Source organism: Candidatus Planktophila dulcis, from assembly GCF_002288225.1.
In the GTDB taxonomy this organism is placed as follows: domain Bacteria; phylum Actinomycetota; class Actinomycetes; order Nanopelagicales; family Nanopelagicaceae; genus Planktophila; species Planktophila dulcis.
This window is the reverse complement of sequence record NZ_CP016777.1, coordinates 962,942-983,694: the sequence shown is the minus strand read 5'-3', so window position 1 is coordinate 983,694 and position 20,753 is coordinate 962,942. Positions and strand designations below refer to the sequence as shown.

The window sequence follows — 20,753 nt, the reverse complement described above, 5'->3', positions numbered from 1 at the left end:
TACCGCCTACCGCTCATAAGTATTTAAAGCCCTCGGAGGACTTTCGTGACATATGTAATTGCTGAACCGTGTGTGGATGTAAAAGATAAGTCATGCCGCGAGGAGTGCCCCGTCGACTGCATCTATGACGGAACCCGCATGCTCTATATCCAGCCTGATGAATGCGTTGATTGCGGTGCGTGCGAACCAGTATGTCCAGTGGAAGCTATCTACTACGAAGATGATGTTCCAGGTCAGTGGCAGGGCTATAAGAAGATCAATACAGAATTCTTTATCGAACTCGGTTCACCTGGGGGAGCTGCGAAGGTCGGGGAGACAAATACCGACCATGCAGAAGTCACTGCTCTTGCGCCAAAAACTTCCTGATTTTCCTTGGGATGCGCTAGCCCCATACGGAGCTATCGCAAGAGCGCACCCACAAGGAGCAATCGATCTCTCCGTGGGAACACCAGTAGATCCAACTCCTGAATTTATTCAGCAAGCATTTCAGAAAGCATCTAACTCACCAGGTTATCCCGTCACCGTAGGAACTCCTGAACTGCGTGAAGCAATTACGGCATGGGCAAAGAAATATCTTGGAGCAACAGGTGACTTCGGCGTGCTTCCACTTATTGGTTCAAAAGAGTTTGTTGCATGGCTTCCTACTTTCATTGAAGCACAGAGTGTTCTCTATCCTGATGTTGCATATCCAACCTATGTGGTGGGCTCTCTTCTTGCACAAGCCAAAGCAACACCTGTCTCACTCGATGCCACTTCATGGCCACAGGCAGATATGGCATGGGTGAACTCACCATCAAACCCGACAGGTCGCGTTCATACTGAAGCCGAGTTAAAGGCTGCAATCGATTGGTCACGCAAGCACAAGAGCGTTGTCGTCTCTGATGAGTGCTATCTCGAATTTGGAGATTCCGTAAAACCGACATCCATCTTGCAATACACAGGGGGAGATAACACCAACATTCTCTCTGTCCTCTCACTCTCCAAGCGCTCATCTATGGCTGGATATCGTGCTGCCTTCATTGTGGGAGATGCTGCGTTGATTGCTCGAATCCTTGAGGTGCGCAAACATGCAGGGATGATGGTGCCCTTGCCTGTGCAGCACGCGATGATTGCAGCTCTCTCTGATGAAAAGCATGTGACAGAACAACGTGGGCGCTATAACGCTCGTCGCGCAACTCTTGCACCGGCACTTGTTGCAGCAGGATTTACGATCGAAGATTCAGAAGCCGGGCTCTATATCTGGGCCACCCGCAAAGAAGATTGTTGGGACTCAGTCTCATGGCTTGCAGATCTTGGCATCATCGCAACTCCCGGTATCTTCTATGGCGAAGGCGGATCATCCCATATTCGTATCGCACTGACAGCTACGGATGCGCAGATAAAAGATGCTGCAGCACGCATCATCAGCAAAGTAGGTGCCAAATAATGGCTGTAGGCATTCTTTTAGTTGGTGGTTTTGGTACACGACTGAAACCTCTGACAGATGAATCACCTAAGCCGATGCTTCCTGTTGCAGGTCTTCCTGTCACAGAACATCAAATCCTTGCTGCGAAGAAAGCTGGAGTTCACACACTCGTCTTAGCAACCTCATATCTTGCAGAGATCTTTACTCCCTACTTCGGTGATGGAGCTAAGTGGGGGATGAAGATCCTCTACGCCGTTGAGAAAGAACCTCTTGGCACAGGTGGTGCAATTCGTAATGCTGCAGAGCTACTTGGACGAGATGAACCAGTAGTTGTCTTCAATGGTGATGTCTTAAGTCGCCATTCGATTGCAGATCAAATCAAGTTTCATACCGATAACAAGGCAGATGTCACACTTCACTTGATTGATGTGGAAGATGCTCGCGCCTTTGGTTGCGTCCCAACCGATGCCGATGGTCGCGTCACAGCTTTTCTTGAGAAGATGGATAACCCAGTCACGAACTCAATCAATGCTGGATGCTATGTATTTAGCCCTGATGTGATTGATAAAATCCCTCTCGGCACAGTAGTCAGTGTTGAACGCGAAACTTTCCCCGCACTCGTTGCAAGTGGTAGATCTGTCTTTGGATATAAAGAGCAGTCCTATTGGTTAGATGTGGGAACTCCAGCGGCGCTCTTTAAGGGCTCGCGCGATCTTGTTGAAGGCGATTTCCAGGCGATGGCTGGCACCACCATTGCACCCGATGCGGTGATTGCCGGTGGAACATCTATCGGTGCTCGCTGCACCATTGGCGCAGGGGTTCATATCGATGACTGCATCATTGGAGATGACGTCACAATCGGGGATGGAGCCCGGCTCTCACATTCATTTATCGCCCATGGCACAGCAGTTGCCGCAGGGGTTCAGAAAAGCGCTCATTACCTCTCACAAAAGCTCGATTTACCGATAATTGTGTAGAAATCTTTATTTTTTCTTCATTTGTGCCTAAATTTCTGAGGAAAGTCTCAACCTTGGGGTTGACTCAGAGGGATTACAACGGTGTAATTCATACCTAGAGCGCGTTCTTCACACCGAAGTGCGCCCTAATGACTTGAGGAGCTTTTCATATGCCGATCCGCCCAGAAGGAACATCGACTGGCAAGCCATCAGCCCCCACTGCTGGACCAACTATCCAACTAGCAAGTGGAGAGAATATTGAACTCTCCTGGCAAGAGCGCTCTCTCTGCGCTCAGACAGATCCCGAAGCTTTCTTTCCTGAAAAGGGTGGATCTACACGCGAAGCAAAGCGTGTCTGCCTCTCATGTGATGTCCGCCAAGAGTGCCTTGAATACGCGCTCGCACATGATGAGCGTTTTGGAATCTGGGGTGGCCTCTCCGAGCGTGAGCGCCGCCGTCTCAAGCGTCGCCCTGCTTAAGCGCGCCGCTTCACCCACCGTTTCAAACGATAAGTTTCCCTTATGAGTACGCAACGCGTTTCTGCAATTCTCGTTGTCCATGATGGGTCAACGTGGTTGCCTGAAGTTGTTGCATCGATCGTCTCTCAGACGCGAAACGTTGATCAGATTCTTGCAGTCGATACTGGCTCACTTGATGGTTCGGCAAAACTTCTTAAAGGCGCTCGCATTCCAGTGACAACTCTTGATCGCGCAACAGGTTTTGGTGAAGCAGTTGCCTATGGAGTGGAAAAACTGGCAGCTCCTATCGAAGGTGATGAAGAATGGTTATGGATTCTCCATGATGATTGCGCACTGCATCCGCGCGCCCTTGAATCACTCTTAAGCGCACTTTCTGAAAGACCCAGCGTTGTGATGGCTGGACCAAAGTTACTCGGGTGGCATAACCGCACACACTTACTTGAAGTTGGAATCAGTCTTGCTAGTAACGGTGCTCGTTGGACAGGTCTTGAAGCAAATGAATATGACCAAGGTCAGCGCGATGGAATATATGAAGTTCTCTCAGTAAGTACTGCTGGAGCACTCATCAGACGCGATGTCTTTGAAGAGCTTGGTGGATTTGATCAGAACCTTGAACTCTTCCGCGATGATGTTGATTTTGGCTGGCGAGTGCGAACAGCAGGCCACTCCGTTGCAGTTGTCACCGATGCCATTGGGTATCACGCGCAAGCTGCTAGCAATGAACGGCGTGCGGTGGATGTCAAAGGTGCATTCCTGCATCGCCCATTACTTCTTGATCGCCGCAACGCTGCCTATGTTCTTCTAGCAAATTCAAGTTGGTACTCACTTCCTTGGTTATCCATCCAATTGCTTGCAGGTGCTCTTCTGCGATCTGTTGGATATCTCTTTGCCAAACTTCCTGGATATGCAAGTGATGAGATTTTGGCAATCGCTACCCTTCTTATTCATCCCACAGAGCTTCTGAAGGCACGCAAGGTACGCAAGGCGAGCCGCTACATTTCAAGCCGCGTAGTAAAGACTTTTATTCCCTCGCGATTCACACAACTGCGAAGTTCAATTTCTCACGGATTTGAAAGGTTGCGATCGCGTTTACTGCCTGACGACGTTAATGAAAGTGTTCCTGCTGCAAGTGTTCTGAATATCAATGAAGATGAGGATTTACTTACTCCGATTTCAGTTAAGCCATGGAGATTAGTCTTTGCTCGCCCTCTCGTTGCGGTGTTCACAATTCTTGCTGTGATTTCTATATTCTGGGCTCGTCACAGACTTGGCGCAGTCTCTGGGGGAGCGCTTCCGCAATCTCCCAGCAGCTTCCAAGATCTCTTTAAGCTCTATCTCCAAAGTTGGCATGAAATTGGAATGGGAAGCGGTCTATCGACGCCTCCATGGGTATTACTCCTCAGCGGTGCATCGCTACTCACATTCGGTAATGTGAAGGTATTTATCTCTCTCTTCTTTCTTGCAGCCCCCTTTATATTCCTTTTGACTTCACATCAATTCCTCAAGCGCTATACCGATAACCAGTGGCTATCCGCGGGAGCATCGCTCTTATATGCACTCTCTCCTGTCTCAATTGCTGCTGTGAACTCTGGGCGCTTAGGAGTGCTTGTCTTTATAGCGCTCTTGCCAATATTTGCTGCAGGCCTTCGCAACTGGGTTGATATTGAAAAGCGGACATGGCGAAGCATCTTCGCCTATTCGCTCTTTATCTGGTTGCTCTTTGCCTTTAACCCATCGGTGCTCCTGATTCTGATTGCCGCAGTAGCTTTTGCTCTCTATAGAGATTTTCTACGTGCGCAGAAGAACCATAAAGATCCACTCTTTATTGAGAGAGTCATTCGCAGGACCACCTTGGTGGTTCTGCCTATTCTCTTATCAGCGCCTGGTTCCTTTGCAGTCTTTATGAAGCCAACACGACTTCTTGCAGAGATCGGACTCACTATCCCAGGAGGCGGTGCCAACTTCGCATTCTTTGCAAACCCTGGTGGTCCAGGTTCACTTCCATGGTGGTCTGTAAGCCCAATAGCGATCGTTCTCCTTGTTACATTCTTTTCAACAACTGCCTCGCGCAAATTTGCAACGCTAGGTTTAATCTTCTTGCTTGCTGGAACGTTCTTCAGTGCACTCGTTGTCTCAGGAAACGGTTCAGCTACCAGTACTCGCGCTAATGCAGCCACATTCATTGCAGTTGCCACCTTGCTATCGATTACATCGGCTGTGGTGATGTTCGACAAAGTTCGCGCCCGACTTGAACAGTCACACGTGAATTACCGTCACGTCTCGGTTGCACTAGTTCTACTCATTACGATGGCTTACTCAGTCACTTCAACTTTCTGGCTAGTCACTGCCGGAGCTGATTCACCTCTTCGAACTACATCAAAGGAGATACTTCCAGCCTTTCTTGCTATTGAGAAAGATGCCAAAACTGTTGTTCTACGTTCATATCGACATAACAATCAGACCACATTGTCGTATTACATTTCACGAGGATCTGCGATTATGTTGGGCGAACCAGATGTTGCTCCGAAAGATCTTCCCGTTCTGACTCAAGCTATCGAGGGGCTTGTTGACAACACTGGCGTCACATCAAGCAATATTTTCTCAACTTATGGCATTAAGTATGTGTTCTTAAAGAATCCAGTCAGCAATGATGTTGTACAAACAATCGATGGCCTAGGTGGTTTTAATCGAACATCTGCAACAAATGCTGGAATTGTTTGGCGAGTTTTGAAAGATACTGGACGATTAAGATTTGTTGATTACTCTGGCAAAGAGATGACTCTTGCCTCTAAAGGCGTGCGCGCCTATGCACCTTCTCCAGGAACAATCACATTAACTGAGAGCTATAGCAATGCATGGCAGATTTTCCAGAATGGATACCGCTTAGCAAAAATTGAGAATGCCAACGAACTCCCATCATTTGAGGTCACAACAGGGGGAGATATCTCAGTCATTCACGATGGCACTATCAGACGTGGATGGATCTCACTATTCCTCATCGTGTTGGTCACCACAGTTGTTCTCGCCCTCCCTTCAGGTCGTCGCAGAAGTGAAATTGAAGATGCGGTGATTGCATGAAAAACCAACGCATATTGATCCTTGCTATCGCCACTGCAACAGTGCTCTTTCTGAGCAACATACTTAATTTCACAGTCTCAACCAGCAGGTTTAACTCTTCATACCCAGCATCGGTATGCCCACCCAATACAGCAGGCCTATCTACTGCAATTTCTTTAACAAGCCCGAAGACACTTGTGCGCAAAACTGGAACCTCATCGATGCAGACGTCAGAGGTTGGCATTAGGCGCTTTGCAGTGGCTGCACAATCTGCTGTGATTGAAGCAGGTGTTATCACTCCTGTTGCATGGCAAGTGCGCACGGGAGTGTGGGCGGGCGCTGTTCCCTGCAGTGCACCGGTTGCATCGCAGTGGTTTGTCGGCGCAACTGCAGATATCACATCTAAAGGTTCACTCAACGTTGTTAATAGTGGTCTAGGTCGCGCACTGGTTGAGATAAAGCTGTTTACTGAAAATGGAGCAATCACTCCACGCACCATTTCACTCAAACCAAATACCTTTACATCTATTTCGTTGGCGTCCTTGGCGCCGGGCTCTAAGCAGATTGCCATCCATTTACTTCCTCGTTCGGGACGCGTGAATGGATTTGTCATCGATGAACGTGGCAAAGGGTTAAAGGCCCTCGGTGGAGATATTGTGAATTCAACAAGGGAGCCAATAAAGAAGTTGCAAATCCCTGCAATACCTCAACAGACTGGAAGGCGGGGCTCCACACCGCATACTCTGCGCCTTCTTGTTCCCGGTGATGTTGATGCGCGAATTACTGCGGTAATCAAATCAACAGATGGAACATTTGCCCCAGCTGGTATTGATGGAAGAGTGATTGCACATAAGAAAGTCATTGAAATTCCCCTGGATGTGACGATGGAATCTGGAAAATTTGCGCTGCATATTTCATCGGATCAACCAATCCTTGGCTCTGTCTTCTCTCAGACTTTGGTGAAGGGAAAGCGTGACTTTGTCTGGAGTACTGCAGCCGAAGATCTGACTGAGTACACCCTTGCCACAACAGGATTGGCTCCTACCCTTGTATTTACTGGCACTGGCATCAAGGTCAATCTGGAGCTGACCTATACCAATGGCAAAACGAAGACGATCAAGATTGCAGCCGAGGATATTGCAACCTATGTCGTTCCTGATTCTGTACGAGCAGTCTCATTTAGCGCAATCTCATCGGGCACATCGGGCGCTGCACTGATCGCATCCAAGAGTGGCTATGGCTACATCCCACTCAATGCTGGCAGCGTTCTAGCAAAATCTTCTGTACCCGCATCGAATATTCGAGTACTCAATCCCTAACTTTCGGACTCACCCCCACTAATCTTGTTGACATGAGTAATCAAGTACGGACAGGTCGCGTGTGTTCACGTGTGACTTGTCGCTCCGTCGCATCGATGACTCTGACATATATCTATGCAGATTCCACAGCAGTCCTAGGTCCACTTGCTACTTTCTCTGAACCACATTCCTATGATCTCTGTGAAAAACATTCAGCACGGCTTACAGTTCCCAATGGTTGGAATGTAATTCGTCAGAGCGTTGATGTTGATAGCGCTGGACCCAGTGATGATGATTTGATGGCAATTGCAGATGCAGTCCGCGAAGTAGCTCAGGTTGCACTCGCCTCTGAGCACGAAGTATCAACATCGCCATCCCAGTCAAGCGTGGGTCGACGTGGTCACTTACGCGCAGTCCCTTCCTAATTTCTATTTCCACACTCTTCTCTTTACGATATCCATATGAGCGCATCTATCTTTAAGGCCTATGACATACGTGGTCTAGTCGATAAAGAACTCACCCCTGATTTTGCCTTTGCTACAGGTGTTGCCGTTGCTCGATTTCTTGAATTAGAGCGCGAACCGGGCACTGTGGTAATCGGTGAAGATATGCGCCCGTCATCTCCCACACTTGCAACTGCATTTGCTGCAGGAATTACCTCTCAAGGACTTGATGTCATTCGTATTGGTTTAGCCTCAACAGATATGTTGTATTTCGCATCAGGAAAGCTCAATCTTCCAGGTGCGATGTTCACTGCAAGCCATAATCCTGCTGCCTACAACGGAATCAAACTCTGCTTTAGTGGCGCAAGACCCATTGGTAAAGAGTCGGGTCTAGTAACCATTGAAAACTTCGTCAAAGAAGGAACTCCTATGGCGATGCGTAACGTTGGAGTTGAGAAGACTCAGAACATGCTTGAGGAGTATGTAGATCACCTTCTCTCACTCGTTGATGTCTCAGCCATTCGACCACTGAAAATAGTTATTGATGCCGGTAATGGAATGGGTGGATACACAGCACCTGCAGTCTTTAAGCGCCTGAACGCTGAAGTTATTGAGATGTATTTTGAGCTCGATGGCACCTTCCCCAACCATGAAGCAAATCCGATTGAGCCATCAAATCTTAAAGATCTCCAGAAGGCTGTGAAGAAGCATGGCGCAGATATTGGCCTTGCCTTTGATGGTGATGCCGATCGCTGCTTCCTTGTGGATGAGAATGGAGATCTCGTAAATCCATCTTCTCTCACATCTTTGATAGCCACCCGCGAACTCAAGCTTCATCCAGGCTCAAACATTATTTATAACTTAATCTCATCGCGCGCAGTGAAGGAAGTTGTTGAAGAAAATGGTGGCACTGCAGTTCGCTCACGAGTGGGCCACTCATATATTAAGAAGTTGATGGCTGAGACAAACGCTGTATTCGGGGGAGAGCATTCAGGTCACTTCTACTTCCGCGATTTCTGGAAGGCAGATTCAGGAATGCTTGCAGCCCTCCACGCAATCGCAGCTCTTGGAGAAAGAAAGACTTCGCTGTCAAAACTTCTAGCTCCATTTAATCGATATCACTCAAGCGGTGAAATCAATTCAACGGTTTCGGATGCTAAAGCTGCGATGGCTAAAATTGAAGGAATCTATGGAAAGAAAGATGGTGTTGAAGTTGATCATCTGGATGGCCTGACCATCAATGGCGATACCTGGTGGTTTAACCTGCGCGCATCCAATACCGAGCCCCTCCTTCGACTCAACGTTGAGGCTTCAACAGAGGCCCGCATGAAGAAGGTTCGAGATGATGTACTTAACACCATTCGAGGCGACCTCGACATCCTCGTATTAATCCCGTAACTAGTAGGCTATGCCCATAGCCGACTAGCACAGTAGAGCCCTACGCCGAAGGTCAAGCGAATAAAACAGCCGTTTTTACACTAGGGAGAAAAATACACATGACACCTGTCACAACTATTCCAAAGCATGACATTGCAGATGCATCACTTGCTGAAGCTGGCCGTAAGAAGATCGAATGGGCAGAGCGCAACATGCCTGTGCTTGCTCAGATCCGTGAGCGTTTTGAAAAGTCACAACCATTCGTAGGCGTACGTATCGCAGCATGCATGCACGTCACAACAGAGACTGCAAACTTGATGCGCGTTCTTAAAGCAGGAGGCGCTGATATCGCACTCTGTGCTTCAAACCCACTTTCAACACAAGATGACACAGCAGCTGCGCTCGTTCACGAATACGGTATTTCAGTATTTGCACGTAACTCAGTCGACCGTGATGGTTACTACGCACACATCAACGCAGCACTTGATATCAACCCACACCAAGTCTTTGATGATGGTTGCGACCTCGTGAACACTCTTCACACAACCCGTAAGGAACTTCTTCCCAACATCGCTGGTGGTTGCGAGGAGACAACAACGGGTGTTATCCGTCTGAACCAGATGGCAAAAGATGGCGCACTGACTTTCCCAATGATCGCTGTCAATGACACTGATACAAAGCACATGTTCGATAACCGTTATGGAACAGGTCAGTCGACACTGGATGCTGTATTCCGTGCGACTAACTTCCTTCTTGCAGGACGCATCGTCGTTGTTGCTGGATTTGGTTACTGCGGTAAGGGCGTTGCAGAACGTGCCAAGGGCATGGGCGCTGATGTTGTTGTCACTGAAATCGATCCAACTAAGGCACTTGATGCCATGATGCAGGGATTCCGCGTTATGCCAATGGTTGATGCGGCAAAGGTCGGCGATGTATTCATTACCGTTACAGGTAACCGCGATGTTCTTCGCGATGAGCACTTCGCAGTGATGAAGGATGGCGCAATCATGGCCAACTCAGGTCACTTTGATATCGAAATCGATGTTGCATGGCTTGAGCAGAACTCAGTAAAGAAGAACGAGAAGATGCGTCACCAGACTGACGAATACGTCATGAAGGATGGCCGTCGCCTACTTCTTCTTGCAGAAGGACGCCTTGTAAACCTTGGAGCTGCAGAAGGTCACCCAGCATCAGTAATGGATATGTCATTCTCTGATCAGGCACTTACAGCTGAATACTTAGTCAAGGAAGCAAAGAATCTTCCAGCTGGTGTTCACGAAGTTCCTACATACATTGATAAGGAAGTTGCTTCACTGAAACTCAAGTCAATGGGTGGACGCATCGACACGCTTACACCTGCACAAGATATGTACCTCAACTCTTGGGAGCACGGTTCATAAATGACCTTGGTTATGGTCGTCGATGACGATCAAGACCTCGCAGAAATGCTTGGAATTGTTCTCACAAGTTCAGGCTTCGATGTAGATCTTGTCAGTCGCGGAGATGAGGCGCTGGAGGTATTTAGAAATAATCCTCCAGACCTCGTCTTACTCGATGTGATGTTGCCAGGAATTGATGGCATTGAGGTCTGCAGATTAATCAGACAAGAATCAATGGTTCCAATCGTCATGCTCAGCGCTAAAGGTGAAACACAGGACATTGTCCGTGGCCTTGAAGCTGGCGCAGATGATTACATGCAAAAGCCCTTTCGCGATAAGGCCGAGCTCATAGCTCGAATTCGCACACGTCTTCGTCGCACCAATGCCGATGTCACAGGTCTACTCACCATCGGAGATCTCACCATCGATGTGACAGCTCATGAAGTCCATCGTGGTGCTACATCTATTCAGCTCACACGTCTTGAATTCGACCTTCTAGTGGCACTTGCTAAAGATCCAGGACGAGTCTTCACGCGCGATGCGCTGCTCAGTGAGGTTTGGGGCTATCGTCACAGCACGGATACTCGCCTAGTAAATGTTCACGTTCAACGTCTTCGTTCAAAGATCGAGCACGATCCTGAGCATCCTGAAATTGTTATGACAGTTCGTGGTGTTGGCTATAAGGCAGGCGGCCCAGCGTAAAGGGGCTCACACATCCATGATGGATATTCGCAAGACACTATCGCAATCACTTGCAATCAAAGTCATTCTCTCGACAGTTCTACTTTCTCTGGGCGTAATCTCTTTAGTCGGTTCCGCGCTTAATTCACGCTTATCTGATGGCCTTCGCTCATCTGCTTTTAACTCTGCACTTTCAGAGTCCAAGTTCACCTTCTTTGATGCAGAGTATAAGTTGGCGATTTCACGCGATTCAACAACAGAGGCACGTAAGAAAATTCTTGCCGACATAGTTGTGAATGCCACTACTCAAGTAGTGAAAGAAGCGCGACGAGAAATCATCTTCCTCAAAGTTCCGGCAAATACCAATAAAAAGGTTTCTTACGAGATGGCTTCAGCGCGCATCAAGAGCTCCTCTATCCCGGCCGACCTAAGGAAGAAGGTTATCTCTGGAACCAAGATTGAAAATAGCTATGCCCAGGCGAAAGAGAACTCAGGAGTATCTCGACAAGTACTGATCGTAGGAAAGAGAGTAAACATTCCTTCAGGCGGACAGTATGAAATGTATATTGTCTTCTCTCTTGAAAATCAGACAGCCACGCTGGCGCTCATTCGAAACTCTCTTCTCTTCACGGGATTTGGACTGATCTTTCTGATTGGCTTGATCACATGGCTGGTAGTACGACAAGTTGTCCGGCCCGTACGTGATGCTGCGCGCATCGCAACGCAATTTACCTTGGGTGATTTCAGCCAGCGCATGAAGATCGAATCTCAGGATGAGATGGCAACCCTTGCCAATTCATATAACGAGATGGCGCAATCTATTGAGCAGCAAATCACTCGCCTTGAAAACCTTTCTCGAGTACAGCAACGTTTTGTTTCGGATGTTTCTCATGAACTGCGCACACCACTGACCACTCTTCGTATGGCATCTGAAGTTATCTACAACCAGCGCACATCGTTTGACCCATTGGTTGCACGAAGTTCTGAACTCTTAGCAGCCCAGATTGATCGCTTCGAGCGATTACTTGAAGACCTGCTTGAAGTAAGTCGATTCGATGCAGAGGTCGCAGTCCTTGAGCCGGTTGACTTTGATGTCGTTGCACTTGTGCAGAAATGCGTCAAAGATTTTGAGCTAGGCGATATTGATACAGAGTCAGGTATTCGAGTTCTTTGTGAGCTAGGCAAGGTCAATATTCAGGCTGATGTCAGGCGCGTTGAGCGCATTATGCGCAATCTCTTATCTAATGCCCTCGATCATGCCGACGGTCAGCAAGTAATCGTCACCATCGTTGCAACCGATAGTGATGTCGGTATTGCTGTGCGAGATTTTGGATCTGGCCTTGATGAATCATCATTAATACGAGTCTTCGACCGATTCTGGCGCGCAGACCCTTCCCGTGCTCGAGTTCGTGGCGGCACTGGCCTTGGTCTATCGATCGCACTCGAAGATGCCCGACTACATAACGGCGAACTCGATGCGTGGGGCCGACCAGGCCTTGGAGCTCAATTTGTACTTACCCTGCCACGCAAAGCGGGAGAATCTATTGAAGGACGACCAATAAAGGCTGCGCCAAAAGATTTCCACGAAGAGAATTTTTATCTGTAAATAGCTCTAGCCTCTCGTTCACAATGCGCGAGTGAGAAGTATTCAAGCCCTGCAAGAAATGATATTTCCTGTCCGTTGTCTGGGATGTTCAGCTTTGGGGCTTTCAATCTGTTCGCTCTGTCGCAGCCAATGGCACCCACATATCTTCACGCGCAATTCTCGAAGCAATCCGAAATTCCCAATCTATTCAGCGATTGAGTATTCACCGATTGCAGGAAAGGTGCTTCTTGCTGCCAAAGAAAATAGCCTGGTTCAGGCAGATGAATTGATGATCGATGCTCTTAAGAAATCACTTTCATACTGTGTGAAGGAGCAAGGAATAGGAATGCTCATTCCGATTCCATCACGACCTAGCATCGCACGATTGCGAGGGCGGCAATTTATGTGTGATTTGTCAGAGCAATTGAGCAAGAGCTGCGGATTGCCAACATTTGAAAATCTCATACATGTAAGAAAAGTGAGAGATCAATCAGCACTGGATGCAAGAGCGAGAGTCGAAAACTTAGCGGGAGCACTTAAAGGGCTGAGATATCTCAGTGGAAAGGCTTTTTTGATTGACGACCTCGTCACAACTGGGGCAACTCTGCATGAAGCTGCGCGAGCCCTGCGTGAACTAGGCATTGAGGTGGCAGCCGGCGTAACAGCCTGCGTTGCAGAACCCCTACGATAAGGGGGTTGATTTAGCGCCCTGTAGTACAGCAACTGGAAGGTAGACCGATGGCTTCAATTCTCGATCGAATCATGCGAGCTGGCGAAGGCAAAATCCTTCGCGACTTGAGCAAGATCGTCGACAAGGTCAATGCCCTTGAAGCTTCCATCACTCCACTATCTGACGAGCAGCTGCGCGCAAAGACAGAAGAATTCAAGTCACGCTTTACACAAGGTGAAACTCTTGATGACCTAATGCCAGAGGCATTCGCAGTTGTCCGTGAAGCAGCACAGCGCACCTTGGGTCAGCGTCATTACGATGTTCAGCTAATGGGCGGGGCAGCACTTCACAGCGGAAATATCGCCGAAATGCGTACTGGTGAAGGTAAGACTCTCGTTGCAACTCTTCCTTCCTACCTCAATGCTCTCGCAGGTCGAGGTGTTCACGTCGTTACAGTCAATGATTATCTCGCTGAGCGCGATAGTGAATGGATGGGTCGCATCCATCGCTTCCTCGGCTTAAGCGTTGGTGTCATTCTTAACAGTATGACTCCGGCAGAGCGTCGCGCTGCATATATGTCAGATATTACCTATGGCACAAATAATGAATTTGGTTTTGATTACCTTCGCGACAATATGGCATGGTCGCTGGAAGATTGTGTTCAGCGCGACCACTTCTTCGCTGTTGTCGATGAAGTGGACTCCATTCTTATCGATGAAGCTCGTACACCTTTGATCATCAGTGGACCGGCTGATAAAGCAACCAAGTGGTATGTCGAGTTTGCAAATATTGCGGGCAAGCTCCAGCGTGATGCGCACTATGAGGTTGATGAGAAGAAGAAGACCGTCGGCATTCTTGAAGATGGCGTCACAAAGGTTGAAGAGCTTCTTAAGATTGAAAACCTCTATGAGGCAGCAAATACAACGCTAATTGGCTATTTGAATAACTCAGTGCGCGCTAAAGAGCTCTTTAAGCGCGATAAGGATTATGTAGTGATGAATGGTGAGCTCTTGATCGTTGATGAGCACACAGGACGCATGCTGGCAGGACGTCGCTATAGCGAAGGTCTACACCAAGCACTTGAGGCAAAAGAGCATATTGAAATCAAGGATGAGAACCAGACTCTGGCAACGATTACGCTGCAGAACTACTTCCGTCTCTACGAAACTATTTCAGGCATGACAGGTACTGCAATGACTGAGGCATCTGAATTCCACCAAATTTACAAGCTTGGTGTTGTTCCTATTCCTACAAACCGCGATATGCAACGCCTTGATCAAGCCGACTTGGTCTATAAATCTGAAGTAGGAAAGTTTGCAGCCGTTACTCGCGATATCGTCGAACGCCATCGCAAAGGCCAGCCAGTATTGGTTGGAACTGTCAGCGTTGAAAAATCTGAAGAACTCTCAGCATTCTTAAAGAAAGCGGGCGTTCCCCACGAAGTATTGAACGCTAAACATCACGAGCGCGAAGCAGCAATCGTTGCTCGTGCAGGTGTGAAGGGCGCAGTCACCGTTGCAACCAATATGGCAGGTCGCGGTACTGACATCATGCTCGGAGGAAACCCTGAGTTCATGGCAGATTTCGAACTTCAACGTCGTGGGCTTTCTCCAGTAGATAACGCACCTGAGTATGAAGCTGCATGGCCTGCAGAGATTGCAAAGCAGAAAGATGCAATCGCTAGAGAACATGAAGAAGTGATTTCACTGGGCGGTCTCTATGTATTAGGAACTGAGCGCCACGAATCTCGTCGTATTGATAACCAGCTACGTGGACGTTCAGGTCGCCAAGGCGATCCTGGTGAATCTCGTTTCTATCTCTCACTTCAAGATGATTTGATGCGCCGCTTTAACTCAGGAATTGTTGAGCGAGTATTGGCAGCTGCAGGACTACCTGAAGATGAACCCATCGAATCCAAGATGGTCTCAAATGCAATTCGCTCAGCCCAGACACAGGTTGAAGCTCAGAACTTTGAAATCCGAAAGAATGTTTTGAAGTATGACGATGTCATGAACCGCCAACGTGAAGTGATCTATGGAGAGCGCCGCTTAGTACTTGAAGGCAAAGATATCGGTGAGCAGGTCAATGACTTTATGGCAGATACGTTATCTGCATACGTGCGTGCAGCTGCTGCACAAGGTTTTGGAGAAGATTGGGATCTGGCCCAGCTCTGGACAGCTCTCAAACTTATCTATCCAATTTCATTTACACCTGAGCAGATCATCGCTGAGGTTGGATCAACTTCAGCACTCGATGTTGATTTCCTTGAGGCTCGCATCTTGGATGATGCAGCTGCTGCATATAAGAAGCGCGAAGAAGATCTTGGTGTCGATGTTCTACGCGAGCTCGAGCGCAAGGTTCTACTCTCTGTCCTCGATCGAAAGTGGCGCGAGCACCTCTATGAGATGGATTATCTCCAAGAGGGAATCGGACTTCGTGCCATGGCGCAACGTGACCCATTGGTTGAATATCAGCGCGAAGGATATGAACTCTTTGCAGCGATGATGGATGCCATCAAGGAAGAACTTGCAAGCCTTGTCTTTAACGTTGAAGTCACTATCGAAGGTGATGGATCACAGGTGAAAGCTCGCGGCGTTGATGAGAAGCCCGCTCAAACTGCGCCGTTGAAATACACAGCAGCAGATGAAAATGGTGTTGCTTCATCGGGTGATGTTTCACGTAATAGCCAGTGCCCATGTGGTTCTGGAAAGAAGTACAAGCGTTGCCACGGCGCCGCATAACTCTTCTAAATCATTTTTAGCGCAGTACATAACCAACGTCCATCTACGCCTTCAAAGCGGATGACAACTGCGCGCAGTCGTTCGCCATATCGAATCAGGGCTGTTGATTCACAGATTCCATCCAGTGGCTCGGATTGGTGAATGCTCTTAATCTTTCCGATTTCTTTCTGACTTCCTGAAGCACGAAGTAACTCCATGTAAATAACTCTGTGACACCAGCTGATTAGTTGAGCTGGTTGCCTACGTCCTGCCCATACCTCAACAACGCTGACGATAAATTTCATAGTCCATGCATGAAGTTCGGGAAGCGCCGTGGCTGAAGTAGGTAGCGGCATTTCATCAGCCTCAAGTTCTTCTCCAAAGGTAGAGGGAACGAGATAGAGCTTGGTGCTCTGTTCAACTCTTACTTGTGTTGGGGGAGCGAAGAGATCCAGGACAGGATGGCTCCACAGCGCTGGATCTTCAGTGCTAGAAATCAATTGCATCGTGGTTTTATGGGATGTTGTCATGCAGGCATCCTGTAACCAGAGAATGTGAAGAGCATCAAGGAATAGTTCTATCTACTCTCATACTTTTGAGGGAGTGTGTAGAAGTGTGAAGTGGGATTACACCAACACTCCTAACTTGCGCCCATGGTCCAGAAAAGAAATTCACATACCCGACTGATTCTTGCTACAACTCTCTGCGGAGCGACTCTTCTTGCATCCTTTGCAATGTCTGTTGCGGCAAATCAAAAAGAAAAGTATTGGGTGGTCCTGCGCCCAATTGCAGCCGGCACACAGATTGAGGCGGCCGATCTCGGTCTGGAATCTGTTGTGCTAGGTAGTTCCGAGGGCAATTACCTTCCAGCAGCGCTAAACCCGATCGGGTCGATAACGCGTAGAGCCTTATCTTCGGGTGAGCTGCTGGGAGGTAATTCGATCACAGATGACTCATCTGCCATGGTCAATCGACAAATTTCCATCAGTGTGAGATCTGTAGATATCCCAGCAGGGCTCACTGTGGGAGAGATGGTCAGTATCTATCAACTCCATGATGCAAAAAATGGCCAGGCAGCCCTTGCTCCTGAATTTGTGCAGGGTGGAGTTTTTGTGAGCGCCCTTGATCGCAAAGGTAATAATTTTGGGGGAGAAGCTGCGCTAACCGTTTCAATTAATCGTGAATCTATCTCTGAACTCTTGAATGCAACTACAAGTGGGAGATTGGTCATCGTGCGCGCACATGGGTGAGATGCAGACGCAATCAGTAGCAACCGCAATTCGCAGCGCAGAGGCGGAAGGTTTCATCGCAGGAACTCTCTTTAGCCAAGGATGGAGCGTTTCATGCAGGGCTCTGGATTTCTCATCACTGTTAGATCATATTGAGAGAACTGAAGCACGTGGCTCACTGCTTCTGATCTCCACCGATGTGGATGGATTCTCTGTGGAAGGTCTCGATGTGCTCAAGCGCCGTGGTGTGAAGTACTTTCTCTTTGCAGCAACGATTGATGCTCACGAAGTGTTTCCTGAAGCGATTGCGATGCCCACAACACCCCTTGAACTCCTTGGAATCATTCGTGGCTCACTGCGCTCACCACTTATTCGCCCCACACATTCGAAGAAGATTCGCTCAAAGATTATTGGAGTATGTGCAGCGTCCCATTCACTCGGGTGCACAACCCTTGCAATCAATCTCGGTGCTGAGTTAGCAGAGCTAGGAAAGAAAGTACTTTTAGTTGATGCTCATAGTTACTCACCTGCAATTGCGCTGAAGTTAGGTGAGCGGGGCTTGAATTCATCGCCCGAGATCAGAAGTATCTCCAATAATCTCTGGGCACTTGAAATCACGCAATCTGAGATCAACACACAGATAGCAGCTCTTGATCATGCGCGCTCTGAATTCGACTTCATCGTGATAGATCTGGGGGTTCTCAAAGATTTCTCTGCATCATTAAGTGGACGACGCTGGTCTGAGGAAGCGTGCGTGTGGACTACTACTCATGGAGATGAGATGTGGGTGATGGCACAGACTGATCTGCTTGGAACTGAGCAACTTCGTCTACTCGTTGCAGAGCTTGCACAGAACTCCATCAAGCCACGATTATCATTTCTTCACGCCCTTCGTGGTGCTTCAAAACGAAGTAAATCTGGACAGGATTCATTTCTACCTGTGGTGACTTCACTTCGCCCATTGCGTGTGTTGGAATATCCATGGGATCCACGCAGCGCACAAGGTGCGCAAGATAAGCGCACCTCCTTATGTGAATCGAATGAGAGAGCTTTACTGCGTAAAACCATTGCTGAATATGCAGGTGAATTGATCTCATAACTTCTTATAGGCTTAGCTCATGCGTGGATATGTGGCTATGACAGCCCAAGAGGTTGCCGAATTTATGGCATCGGGTCTCTTTGATGTCTCTGATGTCTATGCCCCAACATCTCAATTCATTGTCGATCACCAAGATCTTGATGATGAAGAGATTGAATACACACTTTCTATGGTTGCTGCAGAAGATGCGCTAGAGATGAAGACGGCTACATCGGGTGCTGCATGTGTTCTTGCATTTGAAGTTCCTGCAGAGTCAATTTCAGAGAGCCATGACATGTCAATCTCACTCTCATCACCTTTGAAGTGGGAGAGCCTTGAGTGCCTCTTTGAAGTATCCAGCGATGGTGAAGAGCTGACCTGGTATGCAACGCAAGAAATTGATGCCAATCTAGCGAGTTGGTTGAAGTAGCGATGGCATCTATTGAAGATTATGTGCAGGGAAGAAGCTCGCTCTCACCCAATCAGATTCACCGCCTTCGCGAATTAGTTGCTGATTGGCAGCTGCTCTCAGATCTCTCCTTTGCAGATCTCATTCTCTGGGTTCCACTACGAAAAGACTTTAAGAGTTGGCCCACTGGATATGTGGCTGTTGCGCATATTCGTCCCACAACAGCTGCAACTCTCTTTCCACATGATGTCATCGGTGATGAAATTTCTTATGGCGCACGCCCTCATATCGATCAAGCACTCTCTGGTGCTGAAATTGTGCGCGATACTCAACCAGAAGCCATGGGTGAGTTCATGGTCAAAGAAGAGACGATTCCGGTGATGGTTGGAGACCAGGTTATTGGCGTGATCTCTCGCCACCGAAATTCAGAGCTCATGCGTCAACCTTCCCGCCTTGAACTTAATTACCGCGAGATTGCACATAATCTCTATCGCATGATTGCAGAAGGAACTTTTCCATATCCTGATGCAGGTTCACTCTTTGATCCCGCGCCTCGCGTTGGCGATGGTCTCATTCGCCTTGATGTCAACGGAGTTATCTCCTATGCAAGCCCTAATTCACGCTCTGCATTTAGTCGTTTAGGGTGGGTAAGTGAAGTTGAAGGCCATGTCCTAGGAGATGTTGCGCAATCACTTGCACGTGTTCGCCCTGATGCACATGAAGAGACAATTGCACTTGGGCTTACAGGTAAAGCGCTCAAGCGCGTTGAGATTGAAAATGTTGGCGGAACGATTGATTTCACTGTGCTTCCTTTGATGCGATCAGGAGATCGCATCGGTGCCATTGTGATGCTTAATAACGTCACAGAGCTACGCCGCCGTGAACGTGAGCTCGTGACAAAAGATGCCACCATCCGCGAGATTCACCACCGCGTGAAGAACAATCTCCAAACTGTTTCAGCGCTCTTGCGTCTGCAAGCACGCCGCATTGAAGATCCTGGTGCAAGTGCAGCACTCAATGAAGCAGTGCGCCGTATTGCATCAATTGCCCTCGTGCACGAAACCCTTTCCAACAGCCGTGATTCATCTGTTGCATTCGATGATGTTCTTGACAGTCTTGTGACTCATGCGCTGGAACTGAGCCCGCGCATGAATGAGCTACGCATCGATCGCACTGGGTCCTTTGGATCCCTTGAGCCTCGTATTGCAACCCCGCTCGCCTTGGTCATTACCGAACTTATTCACAACGCTCTTGAGCATGGATTAGCCCAAGAAGGTCTTGCTCTGGGTATTCATGTCTCAAGTGTGGCTTCAGAGTTATCAGTCACCATCTCCGATGATGGAGTGGGATTTCCTGAAGGATTTGATATCGCAACATCACCGAACTTAGGTTTGCAGATTGTGCGCACACTGACTGAGAATGAACTACGCGGAACGCTCTCACTTGTAACGGATGAGAAAGAGACGCGAGCGGTATTACTCTTTCCGAATGTGTAAGTAATTAATTATTTGCGTGATCGGCAAGACGCGCACGATTACGTGCAGCACGGCGCTTGAGTGCGCGACGTTCATCTTCTGACAGACCGCCCCAGACTCCAGCATCCTGTCCTGATTCAAGGGCCCAGGCTAGGCATGCATCTTTAACGATGCAGCGATTGCAGACCTTCTTCGCCTCTTCGATCTGGGTGATGGCAGGGCCAGTATTTCCTACGGGGAAGAAGAGCTCGGGGTCTTCATCACGACAGGCTGACTGATGTCTCCAATCCATGGCTCTACCCCTTTCGAATCTGATGGTGAATGTGCGTCAAAGTATCTGCGCAAGAGAGTAATTATCCCTGTTGCTAGATATATAAACAACAGGGAAAGGAAAGAGATTTCGTAATATGAGGTGATTTATATCGCGTGCCCCCGACAGGAATCGAACCTGTGCACCTGCCTCCGGAGGGCAGTGCTCTATCCCCTGAGCTACGGGGGCGCAGGTACAAGGG

At 48.3% G+C, this 20,753-nt stretch carries 19 protein-coding genes and 1 tRNA gene; 17 read left to right on the top strand and 3 right to left on the bottom strand.

Annotation, left to right across the window (positions count from 1 at the left end; genetic code table 11):
- Nucleotides 1-45: 45 nt before the first annotated feature.
- The 13 genes from fdxA (at nucleotide 46) to secA (ending at nucleotide 16,071) form a co-directional block, all read left to right on the top strand.
- Nucleotides 46-366: a ferredoxin gene (gene fdxA / locus A1sIIA65_RS05005; protein ID WP_095676464.1), complete on the top strand. Its 321-nt coding sequence runs from the start codon at nucleotides 46-48 to the stop codon at nucleotides 364-366.
- Nucleotides 329-1,426, top strand: coding sequence for a succinyldiaminopimelate transaminase (dapC, locus tag A1sIIA65_RS05000; RefSeq protein WP_095676463.1), 1,098 nt, complete (start codon nucleotides 329-331; stop codon nucleotides 1,424-1,426). The genes fdxA and dapC overlap by 38 nt, the downstream gene beginning before the upstream one ends.
- Nucleotides 1,426-2,382, top strand: coding sequence for a nucleotidyltransferase family protein (locus A1sIIA65_RS04995; RefSeq protein WP_095676462.1), 957 nt, complete (start codon nucleotides 1,426-1,428; stop codon nucleotides 2,380-2,382). Before dapC ends, A1sIIA65_RS04995 begins: the two co-directional genes overlap by 1 nt.
- A 149-nt stretch (nucleotides 2,383-2,531) precedes the next feature.
- A complete protein-coding gene (locus A1sIIA65_RS04990) occupies nucleotides 2,532-2,840 on the top strand; it encodes a WhiB family transcriptional regulator (RefSeq protein ID WP_223298028.1) in 309 nt (102 codons plus the stop codon).
- 42 nt (nucleotides 2,841-2,882) lie between these two features.
- Entirely contained in the window at nucleotides 2,883-5,918 is a 3,036-nt protein-coding gene (locus A1sIIA65_RS04985) for a glycosyltransferase (protein WP_095676461.1), read from the top strand.
- Nucleotides 5,915-7,216 carry a DUF5719 family protein gene (locus A1sIIA65_RS04980; RefSeq protein WP_095676460.1) on the top strand — a complete coding sequence of 434 codons (1,302 nt, stop codon included), beginning with the start codon at nucleotides 5,915-5,917 and terminating at the stop codon, nucleotides 7,214-7,216. The genes A1sIIA65_RS04985 and A1sIIA65_RS04980 overlap by 4 nt, the downstream gene beginning before the upstream one ends.
- Nucleotides 7,217-7,248: 32 nt before the next feature.
- Nucleotides 7,249-7,620 carry a DUF3499 domain-containing protein gene (locus A1sIIA65_RS04975; RefSeq protein ID WP_095676459.1) on the top strand — a complete coding sequence of 124 codons (372 nt, stop codon included), beginning with the start codon at nucleotides 7,249-7,251 and terminating at the stop codon, nucleotides 7,618-7,620.
- Between the two features lie 36 nt (nucleotides 7,621-7,656).
- Nucleotides 7,657-9,036 carry a phosphomannomutase/phosphoglucomutase gene (locus tag A1sIIA65_RS04970; RefSeq protein WP_095676458.1) on the top strand — a complete coding sequence of 460 codons (1,380 nt, stop codon included), beginning with the start codon at nucleotides 7,657-7,659 and terminating at the stop codon, nucleotides 9,034-9,036.
- 98 nt (nucleotides 9,037-9,134) lie between these two features.
- Nucleotides 9,135-10,415, top strand: a complete 1,281-nt coding sequence (ahcY, locus tag A1sIIA65_RS04965) for an adenosylhomocysteinase (RefSeq protein ID WP_190277104.1) — start codon at nucleotides 9,135-9,137, stop codon at nucleotides 10,413-10,415.
- The gene (gene mtrA / locus A1sIIA65_RS04960; protein ID WP_095676456.1) at nucleotides 10,416-11,096 is read left to right on the top strand and encodes an MtrAB system response regulator MtrA; all 681 of its coding nucleotides are present in this window, start codon (nucleotides 10,416-10,418) and stop codon (nucleotides 11,094-11,096) included.
- Nucleotides 11,097-11,112: 16 nt separating this feature from the next.
- Complete coding sequence (gene mtrB, locus A1sIIA65_RS04955; RefSeq protein ID WP_095676455.1) at nucleotides 11,113-12,681, top strand: MtrAB system histidine kinase MtrB; 1,569 nt, start codon at nucleotides 11,113-11,115, stop codon at nucleotides 12,679-12,681.
- Between the two features lie 31 nt (nucleotides 12,682-12,712).
- Nucleotides 12,713-13,351: a ComF family protein gene (locus A1sIIA65_RS04950; RefSeq protein WP_125932728.1), complete on the top strand. Its 639-nt coding sequence runs from the start codon at nucleotides 12,713-12,715 to the stop codon at nucleotides 13,349-13,351.
- 47 nt (nucleotides 13,352-13,398) lie between these two features.
- Nucleotides 13,399-16,071 carry a preprotein translocase subunit SecA gene (gene secA, locus A1sIIA65_RS04945; protein WP_095676453.1) on the top strand — a complete coding sequence of 891 codons (2,673 nt, stop codon included), beginning with the start codon at nucleotides 13,399-13,401 and terminating at the stop codon, nucleotides 16,069-16,071.
- 5 nt (nucleotides 16,072-16,076) lie between these two features.
- On the opposite strand, the gene A1sIIA65_RS04940 is transcribed toward secA, so the two are convergent.
- Complete coding sequence (locus A1sIIA65_RS04940) at nucleotides 16,077-16,580, bottom strand: Rv3235 family protein (RefSeq protein WP_095676452.1); 504 nt, start codon at nucleotides 16,578-16,580, stop codon at nucleotides 16,077-16,079.
- Nucleotides 16,581-16,703: 123 nt separating this feature from the next.
- Between A1sIIA65_RS04940 and A1sIIA65_RS04935 the strand changes: the two genes are divergently transcribed.
- The 4 genes from A1sIIA65_RS04935 to A1sIIA65_RS04920 are packed head-to-tail and all read left to right on the top strand — an operon-like array spanning nucleotide 16,704 to nucleotide 20,262.
- The gene (locus A1sIIA65_RS04935) at nucleotides 16,704-17,300 is read left to right on the top strand and encodes an SAF domain-containing protein (RefSeq protein ID WP_095676451.1); all 597 of its coding nucleotides are present in this window, start codon (nucleotides 16,704-16,706) and stop codon (nucleotides 17,298-17,300) included.
- Nucleotides 17,293-18,378 carry a CpaE/TadZ family protein gene (locus A1sIIA65_RS04930; protein WP_095676450.1) on the top strand — a complete coding sequence of 362 codons (1,086 nt, stop codon included), beginning with the start codon at nucleotides 17,293-17,295 and terminating at the stop codon, nucleotides 18,376-18,378. Before A1sIIA65_RS04935 ends, A1sIIA65_RS04930 begins: the two co-directional genes overlap by 8 nt.
- Before the next feature lie 19 nt (nucleotides 18,379-18,397).
- On the top strand, nucleotides 18,398-18,787 hold the full coding sequence (locus A1sIIA65_RS04925) for a DUF6912 family protein (protein WP_095676449.1): 390 nt from the start codon (nucleotides 18,398-18,400) through the stop codon (nucleotides 18,785-18,787).
- A 2-nt stretch (nucleotides 18,788-18,789) separates the two neighbouring features.
- Nucleotides 18,790-20,262 (top strand): sensor histidine kinase, encoded by a 1,473-nt coding sequence (locus A1sIIA65_RS04920; RefSeq protein WP_095676448.1) that lies wholly within the window; start codon nucleotides 18,790-18,792, stop codon nucleotides 20,260-20,262.
- Between the two features lie 4 nt (nucleotides 20,263-20,266).
- Here A1sIIA65_RS04920 and A1sIIA65_RS04915 read toward each other — a convergent pair whose 3' ends face one another.
- Nucleotides 20,267-20,533 carry a WhiB family transcriptional regulator gene (locus A1sIIA65_RS04915; RefSeq protein ID WP_095676447.1) on the bottom strand — a complete coding sequence of 89 codons (267 nt, stop codon included), beginning with the start codon at nucleotides 20,531-20,533 and terminating at the stop codon, nucleotides 20,267-20,269.
- 135 nt (nucleotides 20,534-20,668) lie between these two features.
- A tRNA-Arg gene (locus A1sIIA65_RS04910) sits at nucleotides 20,669-20,740 on the bottom strand.
- Nucleotides 20,741-20,753 lie beyond the last annotated feature (13 nt).